The organism is Glaciimonas sp. GNP009 (assembly GCF_054343755.1).
In genome coordinates, this window is record NZ_JBTGUV010000004.1 from 1,715,549 (window position 1) to 1,741,644 (window position 26,096).

The following is a 26,096-nucleotide window of genomic DNA, read 5'->3' on the forward strand; positions in this document are numbered from 1 at the left end:
GAAACGACCAACAGCCACGCTTATTTAACCAACTAAGCGCATTAATCGCATTAAGCGATCAGGCGCGCTTTCACAAAATTCACCATTTCAGCCAAAGGCACACTCGTCGCTTCAGTGTCACGTCGACCCTGATATTCCAGTTGGCCTTCTTTTAATCCACGATCACCGACCACCACGCGATGCGGCACACCGATCAACTCCCAATCCGCAAACATGGCACCCGGACGTTCGCCGCGATCATCCAGAATCACGTCGACACCTGCGGCTAGCAACGCTTCGTAGAGTTTGTCCGTTTCGGTTTTGACCGCTTCGCTACGATCATAGCCCATTGGACAGAGAACAACTTCAAATGGCGCAATCGCGATTGGCCAGATGATGCCCTTGTCATCAAAGTTCTGCTCGATGGCGGCGCCCAAAATGCGCGTGATACCAATACCATAACAACCCATTTGCAACGGTTGCGGCTTGCCGTTCTCGTCCAGGAAGGTGGCGTTCATTGCCTCCGAATAGGCGGTACCAAGCTGAAACACATGACCAATTTCAATGCCACGTTGAATCTCCAGCACGCCCTTGCCATCCGGCGACTGGTCGCCAGCGACCACGTTACGGATATCCATCACCATCGGCTCGGGCAGATCACGGCCCCAATTCGCACCAGTGAAATGGAAGTCTACTTCATTCGCGCCGCAGACGAAATCATGCATGTTGGCGACGGTTCGGTCAGCAACGACCATAATCGGTTTTTTAGTATTGATCGGTCCCAGATAACCCGGTGGCGTACCAAACCACTCAACAATTTCTTCTTCTGTTGAAAAGCGATAACCCGTCAGACCAGGGATTTTGTTAGCCTTGATTTCGTTAAGAGCGTGATCGCCACGCAACATCAACAACCAGACTTGCTTGGAAGCGGCTTCTTTTTCAGTCGCCTCTTTCTCAACGGTCAGGACAATCGACTTAATGGTCGTGCTCAGTGGGATGCTCAGCAATTCAGCAACCGCTTCGCACTTGGCCTTGCCCGGCGTTGCCGTTTTGGTCAGCTCCTGCGTTGGTGCAGCGCGCACTGCTTCAATTTGCAGCGCCTCGGCAGCTTCCATATTTGCCGCGTAATCAGACGTCGGGCAATACACAATCGCGTCTTCTCCGGTAGCAGCGATGACGTGAAACTCATGCGAACCAGTGCCGCCAATGGCCCCGTTATCCGCGGCGACAGGACGGAATTGCAGCCCAAAACGATTAAAAATCCGAATATAGGCATCGTACATAATTTGATACGAATTTTTCAGGCCATCAAGGTCCCGATCAAAAGAATAGGCATCTTTCATCGTAAACTCACGACCGCGCATCAAACCAAAACGGGGACGCCGTTCATCGCGAAACTTAGTCTGAATATGATAAAAATTCACTGGAAGTTTGCGATACGAGCGCAATTCGGTCCGCGCAATGTCGGTAATCACTTCTTCCGAAGTCGGCTGAATGATGAAATCACGGCCGTGACGGTCTTTGACGCGCATCAGTTCATCGCCGTATTTCTGCCAGCGGCCGGTTTCTTGCCAAAGTTCAGCAGGTTGTACGACTGGCATCAATAGTTCAACCGCGCCAGAACGATTCATTTCTTCGCGCACGATATTTTCAACTTTGCGAATAACCCGCAAACCCATCGGCATATAGGTGTAAATGCCGGAACCGAGGCGTTTAATCATGCCGGCGCGCATCATTAATTTATGGCTAACGATTTCAGCGTCGGATGGTGCTTCTTTAAGAGTTGAGACAAAAAAACGGGAGGCGCGCATAACGGTGAATTCTTTTTAAAAAGAGAGGGTTATAATCGACTCAATTTTAAAGGATTAGCTGGCTGATGCGCCCACTCTTTGCACAATTGATTGATGTTCTGATCGGATTAACCTCTGATTGGGACCTGTTTCGTGTTGATTTAACACGTAAGCAAGTTGGCATAGGGATCGCCTAGTCGCAGAAAGTTTTGAGGTATCAGTATGCTGGACCGTGAAGGCTTCCGCCCTAACGTCGGCATTATCTTGCTTAACACCCAGAATGAAGTGTGGTGGGGCAAGCGCGTGCGCGAACATTCGTGGCAATTTCCACAAGGTGGCATTAAGTACGGTGAAACGCCGGAACAAGCCATGTTTCGCGAACTAGAGGAAGAAATCGGCCTCAAGGCGGAGCATGTCAAAATTATCGGTCGAACCCGTGACTGGCTGCGCTATGAAGTGCCAGATCATTTCATCAAACGCGATATTCGCGGGCATTATCGCGGCCAGAAACAAATCTGGTTCTTGCTGCGGATGGTCGGACGCGATTGTGATGTTAACCTGCGCCTGACCGAGCATCCCGAATTTGATGCTTGGCGCTGGCACGATTACTGGGTCCCGCTAGATGTCGTGATCGAGTTCAAGCGCGATGTTTATCAACGCGCCTTGCAAGAGCTGTCGCGCTTCCTGACACGTCCGATGCAAAGTGCTGGACGTCATACTCGCCCGTTGCGCTGCGCAGAATCAGGAGAAACGCACGACTCCAGAGACTCACCAGACCCAGATTGCGACGAAGAAATTGGAAATGCCCCACAACACTGCATTTCGGCTGAACCGAGTATCGATAAGGAGTAAGTTTTTCTATGTTTTTTAACGCCACTTTCCAACCAAAACTGCGTAAATTGTTTGTCGTCACGGCACTACTTCTTTCCGCGACTGCCCATGTCCATGCCGCTCCCGGTTCTGGCCCGGGGCCCGGGTTTGACGACGATTTCGATGATGAAGTAAAAACCTGGCAGGAACTCGCTGTTCAATTACCGGCACAACCGGAACCGGCGAGTATGGTCTCATTCTATGTCAGCCCGACATCGATCATGAAATTCGCAATTGATATTAAATCAATAACAGTTGGGACAGATGGCGTGGTACGTTACACGCTGATCAGTACCAGCAGTGGCGGCGCTGAAAATGTCAGCTATGAAGGAATCCGCTGCCAGACTGCCGAAAGAAAGTTGTATGCTTTTGGGCATAAAGACGGCACTTGGTCGCGTGCTCGCCTCAGCAAATGGCAGCAAATCACCGACGTTAACGCAAACCGCCAACATGCCGCGCTATTCAAAGATTTTTTGTGCCAGAACGGCACCATCGCTGGCAAGGTAACGGATATACAAACTCGCCTACGGGACAATCGGCCATTGAAACCGGGTGGTTAAGCAAAAATTTTAGTAAGCTCAAGTAAATCGGAGCTAGCGCTAGAAAACTGTCCGGCTCTCAGGCCAAATGACCATTTTAGGTTCGGATCAACTAAATGCCTAAAAAAAACCGATATGGTTTACATATCGGTTTTTTATTTAATTATTTAATTATTTAATTATTTAATTATTTAATTATTTAATTATTTACAACAAAACCATATTGTCCCGATGAATCAATTCTGACTTTTCGACAAAGCCCAAAATAGTAGCGATCTCCGACGATGGATGTCGCATAATCCGCCTGGTTTCTGCGCTGGTGTAATTGCTGATACCACGCGCAACCGCACGACCATCGCTACCGACGCAAGTAATCACATCGCCACGACCAAACTCACCCAACACATCGGTGACGCCAATCGGCAGCAATGACTTGCCCTCTTCCGTCAACTTTTGCACCGCACCCGCGTCCAGCAGCACTTTCCCCGCTGTTTTCAGATGATCTGCCATCCATTGCTTACGTGCTTTTAATTGGCCAGTCTGTGCGTTCAACTGCGTGCCAATCGCTTCACCGGCAGCAAGTCGCGTCAATACATCCGTTTCACGGCCCCACGCAATCACGGTATGCGCGCCGGAGGTTGCCGCACGTTTTGCCGCCAGAATTTTGGTAAACATCCCACCGCGACCAATACTTGAACCGGCCTCGCCAGCCATTATTTCGAGTGCAGGATCGCCAGCTTGCGCCTCGTGCACAAATTTCGCGTTCGGGTCTTTACGCGGATCGGCGGTGAACAAACCCTTTTGATCGGTCAAAATGATTAAAGCTTCAGCCTCAATCAAATTCGCTACCAACGCACCAAGCGTATCGTTGTCGCCGAATTTGATTTCGTCCGTTACCACCGTATCATTTTCATTAATAATCGGAATAACGCCAAAACGTAGCAGTGTAAAAAGCGTAGAACGGGCGTTCAAATAACGCTCTCGATCAGCCAAATCAGCGTGCGTCAACAACACCTGTGCAGTATGCAAGTTGTGCGCACGAAAACTGGTTTCATAAATCTGCGCTAACCCCATTTGCCCTACCGCAGCGCATGCCTGTAATTCATCAATACTGGTTGGGCGCTTATCAAAACCAAGTCGCTGCATACCTTCTGCCACAGCACCGGAACTGACCAGCACCACTTCTTTACCCATTTCTCGCAAGGCAGCAATTTGCTCAGCCCAGGTAGCAATCGCCTCGCTATCAAGTCCCTTGCCATCATTGGTAACCAGCGACGACCCGACCTTGATGATGATACGTTTCGCTTTTTGAATGACGGAATTCATATTTTTTTATCTGCCACAGCCGAAAGCACCGATTTGGCGCTGATAATAAAAAACCGACATCGCCAGAGCGTTAAGCGCTAGCCATGTCGGTTGATTGGCAAAGCCAATTAGCCGGTTCAATTTGCTGAATCTTAATGCAGCGCTTTGATGAGGCCAAGGCCGAGGCCAAAACCGAAATAATAAGGCTCAACCGAGCTTAAAATATTAATCAAGAATTTTAAAGCGCGGATCATCTGGATCGATAGACAGAATACCTTGTGCTTCTTCCGTCATATGCGTTTCTTCAGCGCGATGTTCTTGCTGACGCTTTTCTGCCAGATAAGCATAGATCTCATTAACCAGTTCAGGGCAACCAGCATGCGTCAATGCAGAGATTTCGAAAACCGGGCCCTTCCAGCCAAAACGCTTCACGAAATCCTTCACCCGTTTTTTGCGCTCGTCTTCCGGTACAACGTCCAGTTTGTTGAGAACCAACCAACGTGGTTTATCAAACAACGACTGATCGTATTTTTCGAGTTCTTTGACGATTGCTTTGGCTTCTTTCACCGGATCAACCGTTGATTCGAATGGTGCTAAATCAACGATGTGCAATAGCAAACCGGTACGTTGCAAATGCTTCAGGAATTGAATTCCCAGTCCTGCGCCATCTGCTGCACCTTCAATTAATCCCGGAATATCCGCAATCACGAAGCTTTTCTCGTGACTGACGCGGACAACGCCCAGATTAGGATGCAGGGTTGTAAATGGATAATCGGCAATTTTCGGACGTGCGTTTGACACAGCCGTAATAAACGTCGATTTACCGGCATTCGGCTGTCCCAGCAAACCAACATCAGCGAGTACTTTTAGTTCTAAGCGCAAGATGCGGCGTTCGCCTTCTTTACCATCACTTTTTTGACGTGGTGCGCGATTGGTCGAGGTTTTGAAGTGAATGTTACCCCAACCGCCTTCGCCGCCTTTAGCCAACATGATTTCTTGACCATGTTCGGTCAAATCGGCAATGCTTTCGCCGGTATCGACATCAACGATCAGCGTGCCAACCGGCATGCGCAGCTTGATATCGTCCGCGCCTTTGCCGTAGCAATCCGAGCCACGACCGTTTTCGCCGCGGCCTGCGCGATGCATTTTGGAAAAGCGAAAATCAACTAGTGTATTGACGTTACGGTCAGCCACGGCGTAAATACTGCCGCCAATGCCGCCGTCACCGCCGTCTGGTCCGCCAAAGGGACGAAATTTTTCGCGCAAAAAGCTCGCAACCCCATTGCCACCATCGCCGGCAATGACTTCGATTTTTGCTTCATCTATAAACTTCATTCGAAGATCCTAATGAGATTGACTATTTTAATTCTGATTTGACTATTTTGTCTGCCGCTCTGATTTTATAAAAAATCCGGGAGCAGGCTACCGCAGCATTGTTGAAGTCCGCACAACCAGGTGCAACTAACACAACAATTACCGAGTTGCCCCATTCAATGTGTACAACGCATATTGCCTTCTGGCATGATATTCAGACTACAGGCTGACATCGAATGAATTTTGCAACTAAAAAACTAAAAAGGCTCTACCTGCGGCAGAGCCTTTCGCGGCCAAGCTTGCGCTTCGCGCTCATCTACTTCAAGTAATGCTTACTGCTTGCTTAATTAAGCAGCAACTGCAGCAGGCGCTACAACAGTGACGTATTGACGCTTCTCAGCACCCTTGATCACAAATTGTACTTTTCCTTGAATCAGTGCAAACAAGGTGTGATCCTTGCCCATGCCAACATTTTCGCCTGGATGCGTTTTAGTACCGCGTTGACGAATAATGATGCCGCCAGCGTTAATCGCCTGGCCACCGTAGACCTTGACGCCGAGTCGTTTTGACTCTGAGTCACGGCCGTTGCGCGTAGTGCCGCCGCCTTTTTTATGTGCCATTTAAAACTCCTGATATTTGGTTAAGTCAATCAACGTCATTTAGTCAGACTTCTTTCGCAACGTGATGTGCCTCGCAAAAACTGCGTTGCGCGCTACGGTTTTGAATGAAGTCAGCTGCTAACTAAATTAAGCGTTGATCGAAACGATTTGAATTTCGGTGTAATTTTGACGATGGCCTTGATGCTTCTGATAATGCTTACGACGACGCATTTTGAAGATCTTGACTTTATCGTGGCGACCTTGCGCCAATACCTTAACCAACACCGTAGCACCTTCGACCAATGGCACTCCAACCTGCAGAGTATCGCCAGCGCCAACTGCCAGCACTTGATCTATAGTGAGTTCGGTGCCAATGTCTGCAGGTATCTGTTCTATTTTAAGTTTTTCGCCGGCAATAACTTTATATTGTTTGCCACCGGTTTTTATGACCGCGTACATATGAAACCTCATCGAAATAATTGAATAACTAACAACAATTCATCCTTCCCTGCACGGCATAAAATGTCATCCGGAGTCGGGAGAACCTGAGATTATACATAGTCTTCTCTTCAGAGTCAAAAACTCTTGACAATTGCATTAAGCACACGTTAATTGTGTCGCATTTCAGTCGCGTCAGCGGGGCACGCTGCTTTTTCATATAATGACTGCATTCTGAATAATTTTAAGGGTTTGCCATGAGCGAAGTACAAACGTGGATTAAAGAAACCGTGACACAAAACCCAGTGGTTTTGTTCATGAAGGGCACTGCCCAATTTCCACAATGCGGTTTTTCAGGTCGTGCCATCCAGCTACTCAAAGCTAACGGCGCGGTCAACATCGTCACCATCAACGTGCTGGAAGATCCCGCCGTGCGTCAAGGTATCAAGGACTATTCAAATTGGCCGACAGTCCCGCAACTGTATGTCAAAGGTGAATTTGTTGGTGGTTCGGACATCATGAACGAGATGCACGAATCCGGCGAACTGAAAACCTTGTTAACGCCTTAAGCGGCCCGCGGTGTCGGCTGAATCCGAGGAATCTAAGGCCGCTGATCGTGATCAGCGGCCAGCGTCTCCGGCTGCGCAACGTCGGTTAATTATAGCCATCACTGGCGCGACCGGTGTTGCCTACGGTGTGAGGCTTTTGCAATTTTTGCGTGAAGTGCCGGAGATTGAATCGCATTTATTGATCTCGGATGCGGGCGTTCTCAATCTGCATCAAGAACTCGATATGCGCCGCAAAGAAGTAGAAGCATTAGCGGACGTGACGTATAACGTGCGCGATGTTGGTGCTTCGATTGCGAGCGGATCGTTTCAGTCCGATGGCATGATCGTTGCGCCCTGCTCCATGAAAACGTTGGCAGCGGTGGCAAACGGTCTGTCTGACAATTTAATTACGCGCGCGGCCGATGTAGTCCTGAAAGAACGTCGACGGTTAACATTGATGGTCCGTGAAACACCATTTAATTTAGCGCATCTGCGCAATATGACCAGCGTTACCGAAATGGGCGGGATTATTTTCCCGCCACTTCCAGGTTTTTATCATCGCCCCGCAACCATCAACGAAATGATCGACCATACTGTCGGCCGCGTGCTCGATTTGTATGGCGTTACGCATACGTTGACCCCACGCTGGAGCGGTTTGAAGGCCAATACCTAAATGTGAAAGCATGGCTTCCCCATTTTTTGCCGCCAAACCCTCCAACACCTTAGGCATTAGCGCCCGGTTCGTCCATCCAGCCAAGCATTGCGCGCCGCCAAAACACCAACTGGCTTTGACTCAGGGTTGAGCCCCCATTGCGGCGTCGTATCAGACAGCAACTTGACCCGCAACATCAATAACTCATCGCGTCGAAATACATGCAGCGTCACGCTATCACCAACCCGATAGCGGGCCAGAAGAATATCCAGATTGGACTGTACGCGGATGCCGTCGAGCGCCAACAATACATCTCCAGCCGATAAACCGGCACGATGCGCAGCGCCACCCTCGTAAACATTCACCACTTTGCTCTCGGCACCGGTGCGACTAATACGCGCTCCCAGTCCGGGCTTTGTCGTTTTGCGTGTATCAGCAATCGTCACACCCGCGGTAGCCAGCAACTTTGCCATCGGCAGATCTTCTGTACCGTGCACAAACCGCTCAAAAAACCGCTTTAACTTCAGACCGGTCACCGCATCGAATAAAGCCTCAACCGCCGCTTCCGTTATGCCACGCCCAGACATATCATTTTCAGCAAAAAAATCCCGGCCATATTGTTGCCACAGTGCGCGCATCACATCATCGAGCGATTTTTTGTTTTTGGTTTCGCTACGTATCATCAAATCCAGCGCCAGCGCGACCAACGATCCTTTGGTGTAGTAACTGATGATCGCGTTTGGTGCGTTCTCATCCTGACGATAATACTTCACCCATGCGTCAAAGCTCGACTCAGCGACGCTTTGCTTGCGGCGCCCAGTTCCGAGCAAGACACCATTGATCGTTTTTGCGACCATTTTCAAATATTGAGCCTGATCGATCAGGCCACAACGGAACAACATTAAGTCATCGTAGTAACTGGTAAATCCTTCGAACAGCCACAATAACGGCGTATAGTTTTCAACTTGCAAATCATAGGGGGCAAACGCAGCAGGCTTAATGCGCTTGACGTTCCATGTATGGAAATACTCATGACTACAAAGTCCGAGAAAGGTACGATAACCATCGCTGGTTTCAGGCTGTCCTTTGACCGGCAAATCGGCGCGCGCACAAATTAATGCAGTCGACGCGCGATGCTCAAGACCGCCATATCCATCTCCCACTGCCAGCGTTAAAAATACATAACGCGGCATCGGCGCTTGTTTGGCAAATTTGGTTCCCGCTGGCTCAAAAAACGCAATCTGGGTTTCACAGATTTTTTTAAGGTCAACTGTCAGACGTGACATATCCAGATTTGGCACGTTACCGGTAACAGCGATCTCGTGGGGGACGCCGTGGGCTTTAAAAGTTGCGAGCTGAAACAATCCCATCTCAACCGGATGATCAATCAATTCATCATAATTGCCCGCAACATAAGTACCAAAAGTGCCGCGTCTGGCCTTCAAGACGGGTAACGCTGTTGCGATACGCCAATCCGCATACTCATCACCATGAGGGCGCTGAATATCAACCACGTGTGAGAGGTTTTCGTGACCCACAACCCGTAAAAATACGCTGGTCCCATTAAAAAAACCATGCGTTTGATCCAGATGTGCGGCCCTGACGGATAAATCCCATGCATATACCTGATAGTGCAAGGTTAGCGGCCCATCACATGGTGCAGCTTGCCAAGAATGCTTATCAAGTTTTTTTAACGCAATCGTTCGACCATTTGACTCACCGCGAATCTGAACCACATGACGCGCAAATTCTCGGATCATATAACTGCCAGGTATCCATGCCGGTAGCGCCACAATTTGTCCGACTGCTGCTGGTGCATCAACCACCAATGTCACCGCAAATAAATGGGCCGCCGGATCCGACGCTACGATGCTGTAATGCACAGCGGAATTTTTTATATCGCCAGCGGCGGTATTGCTCGAAGGGATGCGTTTCGGAAGCGCCTTCGCCAATAACTTAGCGCTCAGCTTAGCCCCCACTTTTGATCCACCTTTGGTCCGCTTGACGGCGGACTTGGAAGTTACCAGCTTCGTAGTCGATTTTGCGGCAGCCTTCGCCGTCGGTTTTGCAACAGATTTTTGAGTCAATTTATGTACCAAGATTTCCTCTCACTCCCACGGCAAGCATCGCTAACACCATCGCGCTGACCGCAGCACAAGTTAGTCTATAACGTAATTCAATGAACCAGCCCGGCAAACCGTACCAAACGAACAAACGTTTATCCACCTGATACGCCGCAATAAAGCCAAGAATCAACAAAGTATAACCATACGCAAAGAATAGGGTCGAAAACCAGGCTATCGTGGTCGGCATGATGCCCCAGATTAACGCCCTTTTGGTTCGTTCCGCTGAGAGGTCAGCACGCAATACCATCGCCCCCCAATGAATACCACCAAGGAACGATAACGCAGCGACACCGTAAGCCATCTGACCGCGAATAAACTCGCCAAGCCAATCTGGACTGACTACCCAACAGCCGAGCGTTAATAACACGAACGGGACCAAACCGGTATAACCCAGAACAAGGATCAGGCGTTTATTTAAAAAGTGTGGATTCATCGCAGGAGATTGGCTAAGAAAGTTGGCTAATAAGGGAAACACCGGCACGGCATTTCGCGGCAACAAATTCCATTTCTAAATCAAACGCAACCGGCCTGGAACAGACACCGAAACCTACACTGGAAGTAGCAGGCAGCGCGAATGCAAGGCAAAGGCGACGCAAGATGCACGTATGATTCAGGAATGGAATTCGTCGACCGATGGCGTGGAAAAACAATAGTCTACGGGGTTATCCCTAAACCAACATCAGCTTAATCGCTTGCCAAGCGGGTTAATCACCAAACGATCTCTCACAGCTTATAAATGTGGTAAATCGGCGACGGTATCGATGTCTTGCAGGATACCCGGGTCATCTACGACCACCTCTACCACAGGAAAATTTTGCAACAGCGCACGCGCTCCCTGATCGCCGCGCAGCGCTAATAAACGCGGCAGGTGACGACGGCTGAAAGCGACCGGATTGCCGCGACGCTGATTGCACACTGGGACAGCAATATCAGCCCCCTGCTCCAACGCCGTTTTTAACGCCATGATGGTAGCGACTTGCACAAAAGGCATATCGGCAAGCGCAATTACCCAACCCGCCGCTGTCGTCGTTTGCAAAAGGCCATGCACCAACGTCGTCGCCATGCCATCGTCCGCATTGGCACAATGCAGTACGCTACAACCATACTCACCGCATTTATCATGCGCTGCCATTTGCGCGGTTGCCGTAGCAGCATCAGCCCGGCACACAACGGTGGTCGGCACGACTATGGATAGATTCTTTGCAGCCGTCACCAAAACCGAGTCGCCACCAGGGAGAAGTTGCAGCAATTTATTTTGCTGCCCGCTCTGATCAAACCGACGCCCACGTCCTGCAGCCAGCAAAATCCCGACTATTCGATTGGACATGGCAACGTCCATTTGATGGCTAACCGTTTTACTTAACGGATGTAACCGGCGCAACGGACACTACTGAAGCAAACTTTTCTTCAAGCGCCCTTGCATCGATAAAGCCTGGAATGCGCGAGCCATCGGCGAAAATAATGGTCGGTGTTCCACTCACGCCAAGCGCCTGTCCAAGTGCCAGAACTTTCTCGTTTGGCGTCGTCACACAGCTCGCCGCTGCCGTGGCTGGCAACTTCCCACTCAGCATCCAATCGTCCCAGGCTTTGTCGCGATTAGCGCTGCACCAGACATTTTTTGACTTCACTGCCGAGTCTGGGGCCAAAATATTGAACATAAAAGTGTAGACCGTGATGTTATCAACATCCTGCAAAGTCTTCCGGAATTTTTTGCAATAACCGCAGTTCGGATCTTCAAATACAGCGATGACACGCTTACCGTTACCCTTCACTGACTTCATTGCCAAGTCCAGTGGCAAGTCAGAGAACTTTACCTTATTGATTTCATCCATCCGCTCTTTGGTGTAATCCCTGGAATTCTTAGCGTCAAGAATCCGGCCCACGAACATAAACTTAGCGCCAGCGTCGGTATAAAAAATATCTTTCCCGACGCGCACTTCAAACATTTCCAAAAACGGCGTTTTCGTCACCGCATCGACTTTAACGCCGTCTCCCAAACGCGGCTCGATAAGTCTTTTAACCGCCGCCTCTTGAGCTGTTTCAGCGATAGCTGTTGTCATCAATGAACCCAACATCACCACCAGCAATAATGGCTTCAAACGTTCCCAAATCCGTACTTGCATTACCACTCCGATCAATTTTTTTCGAATGTTCGACCAAACGCATGCCCCATCAGTCGCCGCTTTAAGACCGGCAGTCTATCCAGCAAGTTCAATCCCACGTTTCGCACCAAGCGCAGCGGCGCAATGTCGAGCCCGAACAAACGCTCCAGACCGTCAGTCGCAAACTGCATTAATAGAATCTCTTCCTTGCGCAAGCGGGCGTATTTTAACAACACCGTCGCATCGCCACAATCACGATGCGGACCCCGCCCGCTCAACACCGCAATCAAAGCCGCGACGTCACCAAACCCCAAATTCATCCCATGTCCAGCCAGCGGATGCACCAAGTGCGCCGCATCACCGATCAATGCAACACGTGGGGCCACCAAAGCATGGCTGCGAATCAACGCCAGCGGGAAACTTTGTACTTTCTCAGGCTGCAACGGCGTCAATCGGCCCAGCTGATCACCCGCTACTAAAGATAAACGCTCCGCCAGTTGGGACATTGACTCTCCCAGTAAGGTCGGAGCAAGGCTTTCCGGTGCCGACCATACCAGCGACACACGCTGTCCCGGCAACGGCAATAATGCGATTATCCCCTCTTCCGCGGTAAACCATTGATGCGCGACACCACGATGAGGCAGTTCAGCCTCAAAGTTGGCAACAATCGCCCGCTGATGATAAGACCGGTAATCAATCCCAATATCGCATTGATGACGCACCCACGATTGCGCACCATCAGCCCCAACCAGCAACGTAGAACTCAGCAGCGAACCATCATCCAACGTCAACGTGGCACTGCCACCATTGTCGGCATCAATCGTCATCTGCTGCGCCCGACCATCCACGACACGCACGTTATGCGCAAATTTCAACGCCGCATCCAGCGCCTGGTTCAGATTGCTACCCTCAACAATCCACGCCAGCGCCCCCGTTCGCGCACTAAACGCATCGAAGGAAATACTCCCCGCATTGGCGTCTGCACCGCCTTTGACCAGCATGCTCTCCACGGGCGCCACACGACTGGCATCCAACGCATCCCATACTTTAAGTCCAGACAGCAAACTACGGGCAATGTGATTCAACGCAAAAACGCGAGTGTCCCAGTCAACAACAGCGTCAGCACTATCACTCTCCACCCGAGGCAAAGGAATAGAAGATGGACTCGTTGAACTTCCCGAAGGGGCACCACGCGGGACGGTAGGGGGCTGGGCCAGTAAAGTCACAGTAAGACCCGCTTGCGCCAAACCCAACGCCGCCGTCTTACCAATTGCACCGTTTCCAACGATACAAATATCACTGTGAGAAACATTTCGCGAAGACACACCACGCGTGCCGCGTGCCGCGATACCCATTAAAACGCTCTTGGAAGGTAGTCTGGAATCATTCATCCCACTATTATAACGACTACTTAAATAAAATAATTACATAAGGGGTTTGCGAATTCAAAATGTCTTGCTATAATTCGGCTCCTTGGCCTGGTAGCTCAGTCGGTAGAGCAGAGGATTGAAAATCCTTGTGTCGGTGGTTCGATTCCGCCCCGGGCCACCAAGAATTAAGCCGCTCAGTAGAGAAATCTACTCAGCGGCTTTTCTGCATTCTAATACCCTTGGTTCAGATAAAATTCAAACCTGGCCTTGCAGATAACTTGTCAGACCTGAACTTCTAGCTACCTCAATTAAATTAATCTGGAGCATGTGGCGCGGATCGCTCAATTATTAACAAAAAATTAAGGATGTGCGCGAAGCACAATCCAAAAGGTTCTGTCGCGTTAGCAAGGACAGATCGGATTTTTGGCTGGCTCTTGCCCCCCGCCTTCAAACTGGACGGATTTGTCCTGCCAGCGCATAAAACTGGTCGGCAAAAGACATCGCATCGGAGTCTTCCATCATGAGCTGTCCTTTGCGGATCATGTGCATGAGTTCGATGCCGGCCAGGACGTTTCGGGCGGACCGAAATGATTTAAAGTTGAGCATCTGCTTGGTCACACGCTTGACGGCACGATGGTCTTGTTCGACGACATTGTTGAGGTATTTGACCTGCCGAACTACCATTGGCGTGTCCATGCCGGCATTGATCTTATCGATCACCGCTTTGTTGGCGCCGCTTTTATCCATCGTGACTTTTTCCGGGATACCGTTGGTCTGCATGGCCTTGTCGAAAAAACGTGTGGCTGCCGCCTTGTCCCGTCTGGCCGTCAAAAGAAAATCGACCGTCTTACCCTCCTTGTCAACGGCCCGATAGAGATACTTCCAGACCCCTTTTACGCTAATAGACGTTTCGTCCATTCGCCAGCTGCCGCCAACCGGACGCTTGTATTTGCGGAATACTTTTTCCAGCAGCGGCAAGAATCTGATAGCCCAACGATTGATCGAAGAATGGTCGACAACCACACCACGCTCCTCCATCATTTCCTCAAGATGCCGGAAACTCAAGGGGTAGGCCGCGTACCAGCGGATACACAACAGAATCACGTCGATCGGAAATCGCATCCCTTTGGTATCCAGCATCTCGGTTCGCCTTTTTTTTAAAAGGAAGAAGTCTACTCGAATGCTTTGATGACTGCGCTTAATGCGACAGAACCATATGTTAGCCTAAGGATGTCAGAACAAATTGATTAACGTTACCGTATTGAGACCATATTAAGGGGGAAAGGTCATAGCTGTATAAACTGCAAGCGTATTTGCACAAAATTTTTCAGCTGTAAAGTTGCCATCAAACCTCGCTTTGGCACCACATGCATATTTGGCTCTCAATGCCGGTTTATACAAAATATCTGAGCATGCCGCTGCCAAGCCCTTCGCATCGCCGGGCATGACATTAACACCACTAACCTGATGCTCATTCACCCACGGCACTCCCGAACCTTGAATATTGGTTGCAACTATCGGCAAGCTGTACACCATTGCTTCGAGCAATACCACACCAAATGCCTCAGAGCGTTCTATTGACGGCAAACAAAATACATCCGCGTTCTGATATAAAGCTGCTAATTCCTCATCTGTCACGCGTCCCGCGAGCAGGATTTTGTGCCCGAGATGATTCAGATTGATTTGTTTGGTAAGACTTTCCAACAACTCGCCGTCACCCGCAACGACTATAGCGACATCCTCTGCAAAATATTTTGCTGCATCCACCAAAACAGAAAACCCTTTATAAGGTGTCAGTCTGCCAACGCTCAGGACCAATCGCCTGCCACCCGCAAACTGCGCCAATCTGGGGGGTAAAGGCATAGTTTCAACCTTAAATTCTGGTGTTGATACGCCCAGCGGAACGATGCGTACTTTTTTAACAAATGACTTTAAGAGTTTGGAGCCATCGGCATAATGTTGCGAAGTTGCCAAAATGCAGGTGGCACGCCACAACATCCACCGCTCCATAGGCCTCACCAAGCGACCCAACAATCCTTTGCTGACCACATCGCTATGCCAATGAACCACCAGCTTCGGTCTATGGCCGATAAATAAAGAGGCCAGCGCGGCCAGCAAATTAGGTGCATGTAAATGGACAATATCGGCCCTGCGCCCCTCACGTACCGCGCCAATAAAATATGCCCAACTCAATGGCTGTGAACTGAACATTTTTTTAATAGGATAGCGCTTAACCTGTACAGAAGAATTTATTTGATTACCCACCTTGGTTTTATCGAAACAAACAACCTTCACCTCATAGCCGGCTGCAAACGCTCCTTCCGCTAAAGTCTGCGTTACACTCTCAATGCCACCCATATCGGGAGGATAATATTTACCGAAATGCACAATCTTGGTCATGATTTTTGACGCCACATAAAATACGTACAATCAATACATCAAACTCGCTAGCGTAATCAGGATGACGTAGGCGCATACTGAAAAAGTCCAAGCCCGAAACAGCCGAATGCCCGCCTGATACATTGCAAAAATTTGGGTCAGATAAAACAGCAACATCAGCAGGCCATGAATATAAACAAAATGCGCTAGAGTAACGCCCACATATCGAATTAATACGATAGAAAATGGGATCGAAATAACCAGAAAAAGCACGCTCCAAGGTAAAACCTTGTGCATTGCCTGCTTGCGTGTATTGATCGTATCGTTGAGAGATATTCCGGACCACAATATGGATTGCGACAAAATCCAAAGAGCCGGCAACGTATAACTTTGAAATGCTTTCGCAAATGCAGGACCAAGCATCCAGCTGAAGAAAGGGCTCACAACCCACAACCCCACAACCGAGAATGCAACCATGCCAAGGATGAAAGAAATGACGCGCTCCATTTCTTTGTCCTGCAATGTGTATAAGTGACGGAATTTGGCAACGAGGACAATCTGATGCGCAACAATTGGCAATGCGGCCGCACGGGCCAGGATCGCATAATCGGCGGTTAACAACGGCCCTCCAAGATAGCCGATTACCAATCGGCCTGAAGTCGTTGCCGCAATCGTAACCATCGCACCTAACATCAATGGAAAGCCTAAGGTTAAGATAGTTTGATATGCGACGACTTCACCCGCATACAATCGCTTAAAAAGCGCAATCGCCGTCACACTAAGCAAACAAAAAACATACGCAGCAACCGCGCACGCGAGCCAAAACAAGGAATCCAATAAATGTAAATAATTCACCGCTGCGGCAGTGAAGGCCATCAAAGCAAACAAGCCAGCGTCCAGCAGCAAAGACGCCTCACCTTTACCGCATGTCTTTAGATGGATGCTCCATAGTGCCTGCAATGCGACAGCAGATACCAACAAAGCTGCCATCTGCAAAGCTATTCCTCCATTCAGCAACAAAGCACCGCAAATTAAAGCGACACACATGAGCACGACCACAATATGATGGGCAAGAATACCGCTCATCGTACCTTTGACTGCCTTATTCAAAGTAATCAGCGGAAGAGCCGCACCTGTTCCAATTGCCGTAATCGAGGCTCCAAAAGATGCTGCCGCATAGGCCCACTCCACCGTGCCGTACGAGCGGATTGGCAATAAGTTAGCAAGAGCAATTGGGGCGAAAAAGAGTGTTCCGCGCGCAAACATAAAGCTGGCAAGATAAATCCCGAGGCGCAATAATTTTTTCATTGATTAACGAGAAGTCTTGACATAGACGCGCTCACATAGACGAGCATCCAATACAGGACGTAGATCAACTCGTTCATCAGGCGGGGAAGGGCGAGGTAATTGACGAATCGCAGCAGACACATATAGTCCTGGCTCATCCAGGTTACGAGCTACTGTCACGCCTGCACCAACAATCGCCCCAGAAGCAATCCTGACACCCATGCTGATAATGCATCCCGCTCCTATATATACATTATTGCCAATCTCAATCCCGCCATCGATCCGGTAACGCCCTGGACCCTGTGTGTCATGGATATAGCCGTGTGTCCAGATTTGTGAGCCTGCGCCAGCCAGTGTCGTAAAATTACCTAGTCGTACGCTTGAAGCGCAATCTACTCTGTGATTGGCCGTGATCGAAGACAATTCACCAAGTCTCAGGACACCCCTACCAACCGCCACGATATCTTGTGGCGCACGCGTTATCTTGTTGGTATTGCCGACACAAGAGCGCTTCCCGATGATGAGATCGATAGGGCCATGAACCATATTCATGCGGCCAATATAAGCATCATCACGCATGACTAAAATGCGTATCCGGAGAAAGTTGAAATGCCCTATTTTTACCCGGTTTTTTAACAGTAGCCCATCTACTAAGACAAAGGAAAATCCAAATCGGCAGCCGCGCCCAATCCGGTGCCCCAACAACCTCAGCAATGGCCCGGCAATTAGAGACGGCAAACAAAAAATGACAACTGCCGTCATAATGCGGACAATTTTTTTCTTCATGGTGCAATATACAAACGATTAATCCAAGGGTCCGGCACAAACGCATTCTGACTTGTCCACTCATTCTGCTTGATCACCGGCACTTTTGGCCCATACGGCAAAGCGAACATACTGTACACAACCTGGAAAATGAGCCGCGTCCCCTCCTTGACAGGTTGCCCTTTGTGCAGGCCATAAGTGTTCTCCAAAAAGCCTTCGCCTGCGCGACCTGTCAGCTGCAAAATATTATTTTGTCCGAATGCAGCGACAACTTCAGCATCCTCGAATCGGCGAATTTCCCGTAACTTGGCACTGGATGAAGAATGAGCCACGTAAATATGGGGACCATTCTTTTCATCTACATAGGTTATATAAATAAAGAGCTTCAGGAAACGCCAGTCATCTACGTCTCGATGAAAATGTTCTGCCTGTTGTGCGCCGGTTTCCGTGTGATAACTCCACCACGCGGCAAGGTATCCTATGGTTGGTTTGCAGCCTAAAAAAGTCGCCGCAATATCCAATATTCGGGGATCATTTGCCAACTGGAGCAAATAAGGCGCGCACAAGATATCTCCAGGGCTATGATGGGCAACATGGCTTTCAGGATGCCTCGCATTACTACCCGGAAGGTACGGTGGTGTTTCTGGCCGATAATCATCACATACGAGTTTGCCAGAAAAATATTTTCTTAATTCCTCGCATTGCGCTTGTGTCAGCAAAGCACCTAAGTGAGAAATACCTGCACCTTGCAATGCTGCACTATGCTTGGATAACTCATCATAGTCCGATCTTACTGGCAGTGACGTTGGTCGCGTTGTCGCAGCCAAAGAAGACAACCAAGCTCTCATTTTAGGTTGCATAAACCGACGCTGCACATAAAACGGCCACCAGCGAGAGTCCGATAGCACCATTAAAAGACGACGGAATTTTCTCTTCAGCATATTTCGGCTTCTACAGGTTGATTTCTAATTTTCAGGATTCGTGCAGGAATACCGCCAACAACGGCAAAAGGCGGAACATCTTTCGTGACAACTGATCCTGCTGCGATAATCGCGTATTCACCAATATGCACGCCTCCGAGGATCGTTGATCGACTGCCAATCCAGACACCTTTATCAATCGTTATCGGTTGGGATAGATGTGCATACGGCGGAAATTTTTCATGAAAATCCAATCCCGCAGTTTCCAAGTGAACATCGCGAGAAATATGTACATTGTCGCCAATACGAATCTCACTATGGGCACCCAATGAAGCATTCACACCAATTACGACCCGTTCACCTAGGAAGATATTTTCAGGATATTTGAGATCAGTCGCCCAGTGACAGACACAACCGGAACCACGATTTTTTACTAAGGCACCAAAACGTGCACGTCCCCATACCCAAAAAACTCTGCGTATGAGCTTGTCGATGATTGTAACAATCAATGAGACAAAGAAAAATCCATAAATTAGAAATTCAATTTTAAGTATTATTTTTTTCAAGAGTCACCAAGTAGGTGTTGCATCGCAAAATTCTTTGCATTACGTTTTAAAATCTAATCTTTTAGATAAGGCAATGGAACATAATTTAGTTCACTTTTTCTGATCGAATTGTAATTCAAATACGTAAATGCGAAAATCCAGAACAATAAAGATGAGGATAAAGACTGCACGAACGGGAAAATATTCATAAGTAAAAAAATCAATATCCAGATTAACCCGCTCTCAGAACCGAGTTTTCTTTTCTTTAATTTTGATAAAAATAATATAGCGAAAGGTATCATGTAAATCATGAAGCCAACAACGCCATTGTCCAATGCTATTCGTAAAAAGTCGTTTTCAGTTCCGCCCTCTTTTGCTTGAATATAACCGAAATTACCAAACATTATTTTTTCCAGAGGGTAATTTAGAAAGTGTTGTAAGGATGTGCCCCAAAACTCTAATCTAGATACATTTTGGTCATTTCGTAAATCAAAAGCAGAAGATATAAAAATCATTCGATTTTCATCAATTGACTTAAATAGCAAAAATGCAATTGATGCCACTATTGCTAATCCAAGCAAGGATTTTGAGCGTTTATCGTCTTGTTTCTGCAAAAATACGCGCACTATTAACAATATAGTAGCAACGACCATCCCTAAACGGCCACTAGCAAAAAAGGCGGATAAAAATAACCCTATAACAAAAAAAACACTGCCCCTAAACATAAATGCAAGCCATAAAGAAAAGGCAACCGCACTTAAAGGTCCTTGAAACATTCCCTTGGCACGAAATATGTCAAGACCTCCGCCAAACAACTCTTCGTTAAGCACACTACCATCAGCAGCGTTATATATAAAAAAATAATGACCCGTAGCATATTCAATACTTTGCATTGCTAAACTGATTAAGAAATGGATTACCATCAATTTTAAAAAAAATCTTGGCTTAGTATTGATTATGACAAAAGCACATGGTATTGCGAGGTAATAACTACTTAAATTTAAAGATCCCGCGTCGATCGTTGAAAGTAGCCAGGCAGTCATACTGGCTAGCACAACGTTTTGTGAGATTTTGTTTATTTTTGCCGCACTGGCGATTCGTAACAAAACCACGTTGAAGCCGACAATAATTGCCAATCCAATGAGTGCCGTGGGTATCGCCACACCAACTACTGGTGAGGCGATGTCCTTAATATAAACACCAAAATAGATTAGGATAACGACAAAAAAACCTATCTTTGAGCGATTATCATTTGGCAAAGGGAGGGATTCTATGATTTTAAACAATTTCTTTTCTTTTAATGATGGCTTTTAAACATCTAAGGTAATAGTAAGTCAGGTCTATCAAGTCTGAAAAAAATCCAAGTGAGTCATAAAAATAAAATCTATTGAAAACGCATCAATCAAAATTATTTTAAGTAATGGATTAAGCTTATTGCTAAATCTCATACGTCACGTCAGCAATCCCATTATTGATATTAAATAAAAAATTTGTTGAAAAATGTATATTTAAAAATCAGTAATTTTCTTTTCGTAGATGTTCAGAATATCGACAAAAGCACTCAAAATTCCACCAATATTTTTTGTTGTCATCAACTCTGGTCGATTTAATGGATCCCAAATCATCGCCGGGTAGCTTGTCTTATACAAAAAATTTAATAAACCTTTAGCTTCTTCTCTACTAGCACCAACAATTTCCTTGTTCAAAACTTTTTCTAGAACTGAAGCAACCTCTTCTGGTGTATTGAGCGCCTTCACACCTGGGTAACGCGTCATGGCATGACTTCCCAAGCTTGCAACTGGTTTGCCAGAAAATACACATTCTAGTAACACTGTGCCAGTTACCGTCATTACAAGAGGTGCTTGCGCAAACACAGCTTTCATAGGTGTGGTGTGTGAAATGGCAACGATGTTTGGCGTGCGTGCGACAAGGTCACATAACTCGGGCATCAATTCATATTTTGATTTAGGGTTTGGTTTAACCACTAACACAGCACCAATGTGCTCAAGAGCTTTTGCGGTACGCTTTACCAAGTCTGTCTGGTCGCTCCAAGGCCGGCCCCAAACTTCGATATTGGCTTCTGGTTGCATCTGCAATGGAAGAAGGACCCAGGGTTTGTCAATAATCGCGTCAGGCAAAGTTTGATGCGCAAATGACTCCCAGTGCATATATTGGCGGGCGTGCTTACGCTCAAGCTGCATTTTTACCCAAGGGGAAGGAGTAACATAACGTTCGCCTATGAACCATCCCGTGAGAATGCGAACCTTATCTGTGAGTATCTTAGTTATTTTGTTTAATTTAGATTGAGTTATGGGCTCCATATACGAGGGGCGTAAAGTCCTGCTATTAATCGCATTTAACATCTCGTCCACTTCAGGATCGGTAAGATTTACCCCCCGTCCACCAACTGGATCTAGCGTGTCGTTGGCAAGAAAATGGAGTCGCCCGACTGGATAGCGCGTGACGTTAGGAGATAACAATGGAATACCCAGTTCTTTACACACGTCCAACGTCAATAATTCATGAAACTGTGTCATCTCGCAAAATACGACATCTGGCAATACATTCCGAATGATTTCGCTTATTTGGCGATGATATGGCTCCCAATGAGCGCCATTTCCGCCAAACCAGCGCACGCCGCGATCAGACTCCCGCAACCATGACCATGAAGAATCCACCACTTTATTTGCAGCGCTAGATTTCGGAAAAGACAGCAAATGAATATGGCCAGTTTTTGGCGTAAACATTGGGTTTTGTACTATCCAATGGATATCATGCCCAGATGCTTGTAACCCTTTCGCAACCGTATCTAAAATCCATGTGAAATATCGATTTTCAATAAACAATATTTTCATAATTAATTCAAACTTCCACGTTCACCCAAACCAATGTCAGGCGCATTAAAAGCCGTTGCTGAGCATGGCACGCTAAACACAAACCGCGGAGAAAGGTTACTTGCAAACCCTTGCTTGAAGAATGAAATGTCGATTTCCTTGTCGCTGGGTTTAGGGCAATCTGAGGGAAAACACCGTTCTCCAATCCGATACCAACGCAGGCCGCGTTGCTTCATTAATTCAATGGCGCGCTGGTGCACGACATGACCAATTGGCTGATCGAATAATTCGCGGTCATAGACAGCGACCGAGTAAAGTCCTTCGTCACGGGTAAGTTGAAAAAATCCGGCACCGATCATTCGGTTTTGGGAGGCTGGGTCGCGTAGCGTAATGAGTATGGCTTCTCCTTGCACGATCATTTGAAACTGCAAGGCCCAGGTTTCATCGTTGCGCGTAACACGGCCAGCTACTTGGCGGTGTAGTGACTTAAACTCTGCCCAGACGTCGATATTGGAACAGGTGTTGTCCATTGCATCCACCGTCCATTTTTTTTGCCCAGAGGAAATCAGTGATCGATAGCTTTTGCGGAAGTTGGCGCGTATCTCATCCAGGCTCAAGCGTAAATCAACGTAGAGGTCATGTTTTACAGCTACAGAAGCGCCAATCGACATCCATTGTTGATGCCATTCGGACAAACCAGTAATAGCATTCGGCGTAATCGGTTCCTCGGTGTGTACAGTCTCTTGTGATATTGCTTTTTGTATGGCGAGCACAAAGCGCAGCGCGCTTGCCGTCATTTTTTTTACGGTGCGCGGCGACAGATTGGTAACAAATGCGGGGGGGCGCACAGGCGCTCCAAGAGAGCTTAGTTTGCCGCTTATGTCGTCTAGTGTGAGGGTCAGTGGCCAGATCGCACAAGGTTTGCCATCGTTTAATAACACTAGGGACATATCAACGATACACAGCCCCGCACTGCGCATATAGGCGTGCTGGTAATCGATCATGGATGCCGAAGCGCTTGTAGATTGCGACTCCAGCCTTCCCCATGCATCTTGCCATGCTGCACCTTGCTCTTGGCGCAGCACAGCAGCCAGCTCGCTTTGCTCTAACCAATGGATCACATTGGATCGGCTTGCGGTATTGGACGCTAAAGTAACCATTAGGATAACAAGTCCCAAGACAAAGCCGTACCGCGCCGCACTGTCTGATTAATCCGCTTGCCAAGTACGACATCATAATATTTTGGAGGCAGCCCCAGACCTGGGCGGATCGCCCGCACATGTTGTACGGTCAGGACATCGCCTTCTTGCATATCTTGCGTGATGTACAGCGTGCGACGGAACTGAAGTGATTTTTCTTCGGCAGCCGTGGGGCCGTAACTGACCTTGCCAAGCGCTTGCCAGGCACGCTCGGTCTCGACCACCAGTTGCTCCATTTCCGCTGGTTCCATAGAGAAGCTGCTATCGACGCCGCCATCGGCACGGCTTAACGTGAAGTGCTTTTCAATCACGCTTGCTCCTAGAGCAACGCTTGCAATGGATACTCCGACGCCCATGGTGTGGTCAGACAAGCCGACTTCGCAGCCGAAGAGTTCACGCATGTGCGGGATGCTCAAGATGTTTGTGTTTTCTGGTGTTGCGGGATATGTGCTGGTGCATTTAAGTAGAACCAAATCCTTGCATCCGGCTTCACGGGCAGCGCGGACGGTCTCATCTATTTCTGCCGCTGTGGCCATGCCGGTTGAAATGATCATCGGTTTGCCTGTAGCCGCCACGCGACGTATCAACGGCAAGTCGGTATTTTCAAACGAAGCTATCTTGTACACAGCAACATCAAGCGTTTCCAGAAAATCTACCGAGCTGGCGTCAAACGGTGTGCTGAAAGGGATCATGCCGAGTTCGCGCGCGCGATCAAAAATTGGCTTATGCCATTCCCAGGGTGTATATGCCTCACCGTAAAGTTTGTAGAGCGAGGTGCCAGCCCACAGACTTTTGGGATCGCTGATATGAAACTCGCGCTCATCCAGGTCCAGTGTCATGGTGTCGGGTGTGTAGGTCTGGATTTTCAGCGCGTGAGCGCCCGTTTTGGCGGCAGCCTCTACGATTTCCAGTGCGCGCTCAAGCGACTGGTTATGGTTGCCGGACATTTCGGCGATGATGAACGGGGCGTGGCCCTTGCCTACGAACCGCTCACCGATTTTGATTGAATCAGTCATGCTTAGTGCACCTTTTTTAGATAGCGAGTGGAGTCTTTAACATATCCGACAGCCGTGAACAAACGGTGAGACGGCGCATTGTTGCCTAATACCTCCGCCCGGAGGTATTTGATGTCGGTGCGGGTACTACACAACCATTGTTCGGCACTTTCCAGTAATTCAGCTCCTAAGCCTTGTTCGCTAAATCCAGGCACTAGATAAATCGACACTTCAGCGCAATCACCCGCCATATCAAAGCGCGCAACGCCTATTGGCTGTTGTTCATCACGATAACCAATGAGTAAAGCTCGGTTCTCATCTCGTAGTACCCCATGCAGCCAGTGCCCATGGTTCTCAGCACTGATCGGTGCGCTATTACGTGAAACTGCTCGGATAGAAGGATGATTGCGCCAAGACATGAGATCAGCTGAATCCCTGTCATTTGCCAAACGCACTTTAACCGAATTGTTCCCCATGGTACGTAAGACTCTCAATGTACCGCGACCATCGACTGCGTCGATCCCATGTCGTGAAATGAGCGCTCGCAAACCTGGGTTTTCGAGCAAAGCCTGCAAATGAAGAAGTAACCCCGAGTTTACATTGCTCCCCATTACCGGGGCGTAGACTAGGCCGAAAAGGGCGGAGTCGTCGACCAACTTTCGTTGGTTGCGAGCAACACTTAGCGTGAGTGTCGGTAACCCGAGGCAACACCGCTCCCATGTTGCTGTCCCACCGGCACCAATGGCCAAGTCGGCTTGGGCCATCAATTCCGCCATATTGGGTATTTGTACATGGCAGAAATAACCGTGCCGAGCACATGCGGCTTTGATCTCAGTGCGGGCAGGATGTTGCGCACCGATCACCACATCGACTTGCAAATTATAACGGGCGATACTGGCTAGTGCCTCAATCGCAAGTGCCGTGTAATTCTCAGCATCCACACCACCAAAAAAGACCAGCACGCGCTTGACCGGCCCAGTGCGCGGCTTGACTTGTTCTCGCAATTGTCGGAACTCGTCGCGTAGCAGAACATAGCGCGGGCCTAGCAATAACTGGCAATCCGGAGGAACCTTGCCAAGGTAGCGGATATCCATATCCGCATAGAAATTTTGGTCAAGCAGCACATCGCAGTCATGCTGGCGATCGGCAATGTCGTCGATGACCATAATGCGTCTGGCTGTTGTGCGTAGTGCCGTCTCCCAGCAAGTATCTAATGCGTAATGGTCCACCAATAACCAATCCCAGGTTTGGTCGGATAGTGCATGGATCGAGGCCGTCGCATCCTGCGCCTGGCTGGTGCCAAGCCAGTGAGCATGGGACAGGCCATCAGCGGTTTCTTCGCCAGGGTTACTGGTGAGCGGTGCGAACTCATGCCCCTTGACAGCCAACATATCCCGTAAATGCGCGGGCATATGGCGACTGACAAAACGAATCTTTGCACCACGCTGCTTCAGCGCGTCCGCCAAGGTGAGGCAGCGCATGAAATGTCCAGTGCCGATTTGGCTAGAGGCGTCGACACGAATAGCAATGTTCATCGGCG

Annotated in this window: 24 protein-coding genes, 1 tRNA gene and 1 pseudogene; 5 read left to right on the top strand and 21 right to left on the bottom strand. The window is 48.5% G+C overall.

Features of this window, described 5'->3' with window-relative positions; genetic code table 11:
* Positions 1 to 50: 50 nt before the first annotated feature.
* Entirely contained in the window at positions 51 to 1,790 is a 1,740-nt protein-coding gene (locus tag ACXX82_RS08530) for a proline--tRNA ligase (protein WP_458562751.1), read from the bottom strand.
* A gap of 201 nt (positions 1,791 to 1,991) precedes the next feature.
* Here ACXX82_RS08530 and ACXX82_RS08535 point away from each other — a divergent pair, with 201 nt between their 5' ends.
* Together ACXX82_RS08535 and ACXX82_RS08540 are read left to right on the top strand one after the other, a co-directional pair.
* Positions 1,992 to 2,621, top strand: a complete 630-nt coding sequence (locus ACXX82_RS08535; RefSeq protein ID WP_322233643.1) for an RNA pyrophosphohydrolase — start codon at positions 1,992 to 1,994, stop codon at positions 2,619 to 2,621.
* Between the two features lie 8 nt (positions 2,622 to 2,629).
* Entirely contained in the window at positions 2,630 to 3,199 is a 570-nt protein-coding gene (locus ACXX82_RS08540) for a CNP1-like family protein (RefSeq protein WP_322233645.1), read from the top strand.
* Positions 3,200 to 3,385: 186 nt separating this feature from the next.
* On the opposite strand, the gene proB is transcribed toward ACXX82_RS08540, so the two are convergent.
* The 4 genes from proB to rplU form a co-directional block, all read right to left on the bottom strand.
* Complete coding sequence (proB, locus tag ACXX82_RS08545) at positions 3,386 to 4,504, bottom strand: glutamate 5-kinase (RefSeq protein WP_322233646.1); 1,119 nt, start codon at positions 4,502 to 4,504, stop codon at positions 3,386 to 3,388.
* Between the two features lie 204 nt (positions 4,505 to 4,708).
* Positions 4,709 to 5,818, bottom strand: a complete 1,110-nt coding sequence (gene obgE, locus ACXX82_RS08550) for a GTPase ObgE (protein WP_322233648.1) — start codon at positions 5,816 to 5,818, stop codon at positions 4,709 to 4,711.
* Positions 5,819 to 6,144: 326 nt separating this feature from the next.
* On the bottom strand, positions 6,145 to 6,417 hold the full coding sequence (rpmA, locus tag ACXX82_RS08555) for a 50S ribosomal protein L27 (protein WP_322233651.1): 273 nt from the start codon (positions 6,415 to 6,417) through the stop codon (positions 6,145 to 6,147).
* Between the two features lie 126 nt (positions 6,418 to 6,543).
* Entirely contained in the window at positions 6,544 to 6,855 is a 312-nt protein-coding gene (gene rplU / locus ACXX82_RS08560) for a 50S ribosomal protein L21 (protein WP_205322978.1), read from the bottom strand.
* A gap of 236 nt (positions 6,856 to 7,091) precedes the next feature.
* Between rplU and grxD the strand changes: the two genes are divergently transcribed.
* A complete protein-coding gene (grxD, locus tag ACXX82_RS08565) occupies positions 7,092 to 7,403 on the top strand; it encodes a Grx4 family monothiol glutaredoxin (RefSeq protein WP_322233653.1) in 312 nt (103 codons plus the stop codon).
* Between the two features lie 10 nt (positions 7,404 to 7,413).
* Complete coding sequence (locus tag ACXX82_RS08570; RefSeq protein WP_503421159.1) at positions 7,414 to 8,055, top strand: UbiX family flavin prenyltransferase; 642 nt, start codon at positions 7,414 to 7,416, stop codon at positions 8,053 to 8,055.
* Between the two features lie 56 nt (positions 8,056 to 8,111).
* On the opposite strand, the gene ACXX82_RS08575 is transcribed toward ACXX82_RS08570, so the two are convergent.
* The 5 genes from ACXX82_RS08575 to ACXX82_RS08595 all read right to left on the bottom strand — a co-directional run bounded on the left by ACXX82_RS08575 (position 8,112) and on the right by ACXX82_RS08595 (position 13,617).
* Complete coding sequence (locus ACXX82_RS08575; RefSeq protein WP_458563975.1) at positions 8,112 to 9,932, bottom strand: M61 family metallopeptidase; 1,821 nt, start codon at positions 9,930 to 9,932, stop codon at positions 8,112 to 8,114.
* 190 nt (positions 9,933 to 10,122) lie between these two features.
* Positions 10,123 to 10,659 (bottom strand): DUF3429 domain-containing protein, encoded by a 537-nt coding sequence (locus ACXX82_RS08580; protein WP_458562752.1) that lies wholly within the window; start codon positions 10,657 to 10,659, stop codon positions 10,123 to 10,125.
* Between the two features lie 231 nt (positions 10,660 to 10,890).
* Complete coding sequence (locus ACXX82_RS08585) at positions 10,891 to 11,487, bottom strand: nucleotidyltransferase family protein (protein WP_458562753.1); 597 nt, start codon at positions 11,485 to 11,487, stop codon at positions 10,891 to 10,893.
* A 28-nt stretch (positions 11,488 to 11,515) separates the two neighbouring features.
* A complete protein-coding gene (locus ACXX82_RS08590; RefSeq protein WP_458562754.1) occupies positions 11,516 to 12,283 on the bottom strand; it encodes a DsbC family protein in 768 nt (255 codons plus the stop codon).
* An 11-nt stretch (positions 12,284 to 12,294) separates the two neighbouring features.
* Positions 12,295 to 13,617: an FAD-dependent monooxygenase gene (locus ACXX82_RS08595; RefSeq protein ID WP_458562755.1), complete on the bottom strand. Its 1,323-nt coding sequence runs from the start codon at positions 13,615 to 13,617 to the stop codon at positions 12,295 to 12,297.
* Between the two features lie 120 nt (positions 13,618 to 13,737).
* On the opposite strand from ACXX82_RS08595, the gene ACXX82_RS08600 reads away from it, so the two are divergent.
* A tRNA-Phe gene (locus ACXX82_RS08600) sits at positions 13,738 to 13,813 on the top strand.
* Between the two features lie 266 nt (positions 13,814 to 14,079).
* On the opposite strand, the gene ACXX82_RS08605 is transcribed toward ACXX82_RS08600, so the two are convergent.
* The 11 genes and pseudogenes from ACXX82_RS08605 to pseG form a co-directional block, all read right to left on the bottom strand.
* A complete protein-coding gene (locus tag ACXX82_RS08605) occupies positions 14,080 to 14,772 on the bottom strand; it encodes an IS6 family transposase (protein ID WP_458562756.1) in 693 nt (230 codons plus the stop codon).
* A gap of 132 nt (positions 14,773 to 14,904) precedes the next feature.
* Positions 14,905 to 16,032: a glycosyltransferase gene (locus tag ACXX82_RS08610; RefSeq protein ID WP_458562757.1), complete on the bottom strand. Its 1,128-nt coding sequence runs from the start codon at positions 16,030 to 16,032 to the stop codon at positions 14,905 to 14,907.
* Between the two features lie 30 nt (positions 16,033 to 16,062).
* Positions 16,063 to 17,319, bottom strand: coding sequence for a hypothetical protein (locus tag ACXX82_RS08615; RefSeq protein WP_458562758.1), 1,257 nt, complete (start codon positions 17,317 to 17,319; stop codon positions 16,063 to 16,065).
* Between the two features lie 3 nt (positions 17,320 to 17,322).
* Entirely contained in the window at positions 17,323 to 17,877 is a 555-nt protein-coding gene (locus ACXX82_RS08620; protein ID WP_458562759.1) for an acyltransferase, read from the bottom strand.
* 203 nt (positions 17,878 to 18,080) lie between these two features.
* Positions 18,081 to 18,911, bottom strand: a complete 831-nt coding sequence (locus ACXX82_RS08625; protein WP_458562760.1) for a hypothetical protein — start codon at positions 18,909 to 18,911, stop codon at positions 18,081 to 18,083.
* 116 nt (positions 18,912 to 19,027) lie between these two features.
* Positions 19,028 to 19,183: pseudogene (locus ACXX82_RS08630) on the bottom strand (DapH/DapD/GlmU-related protein); the annotation flags it as partial.
* Between the two features lie 419 nt (positions 19,184 to 19,602).
* Entirely contained in the window at positions 19,603 to 20,814 is a 1,212-nt protein-coding gene (locus tag ACXX82_RS08635) for an O-antigen ligase family protein (protein ID WP_458562761.1), read from the bottom strand.
* A 222-nt stretch (positions 20,815 to 21,036) separates the two neighbouring features.
* Entirely contained in the window at positions 21,037 to 22,383 is a 1,347-nt protein-coding gene (locus ACXX82_RS08640; protein ID WP_458562762.1) for a hypothetical protein, read from the bottom strand.
* Positions 22,384 to 22,385: 2 nt separating this feature from the next.
* Complete coding sequence (locus ACXX82_RS08645; RefSeq protein ID WP_458562763.1) at positions 22,386 to 23,522, bottom strand: FemAB family protein; 1,137 nt, start codon at positions 23,520 to 23,522, stop codon at positions 22,386 to 22,388.
* Complete coding sequence (gene pseI / locus ACXX82_RS08650) at positions 23,522 to 24,577, bottom strand: pseudaminic acid synthase (RefSeq protein WP_458562764.1); 1,056 nt, start codon at positions 24,575 to 24,577, stop codon at positions 23,522 to 23,524. Before pseI ends, ACXX82_RS08645 begins: the two co-directional genes overlap by 1 nt.
* Positions 24,578 to 24,579: 2 nt before the next feature.
* Entirely contained in the window at positions 24,580 to 26,091 is a 1,512-nt protein-coding gene (gene pseG, locus ACXX82_RS08655) for a UDP-2,4-diacetamido-2,4,6-trideoxy-beta-L-altropyranose hydrolase (RefSeq protein ID WP_458562765.1), read from the bottom strand.
* Positions 26,092 to 26,096: the final 5 nt, after the last annotated feature.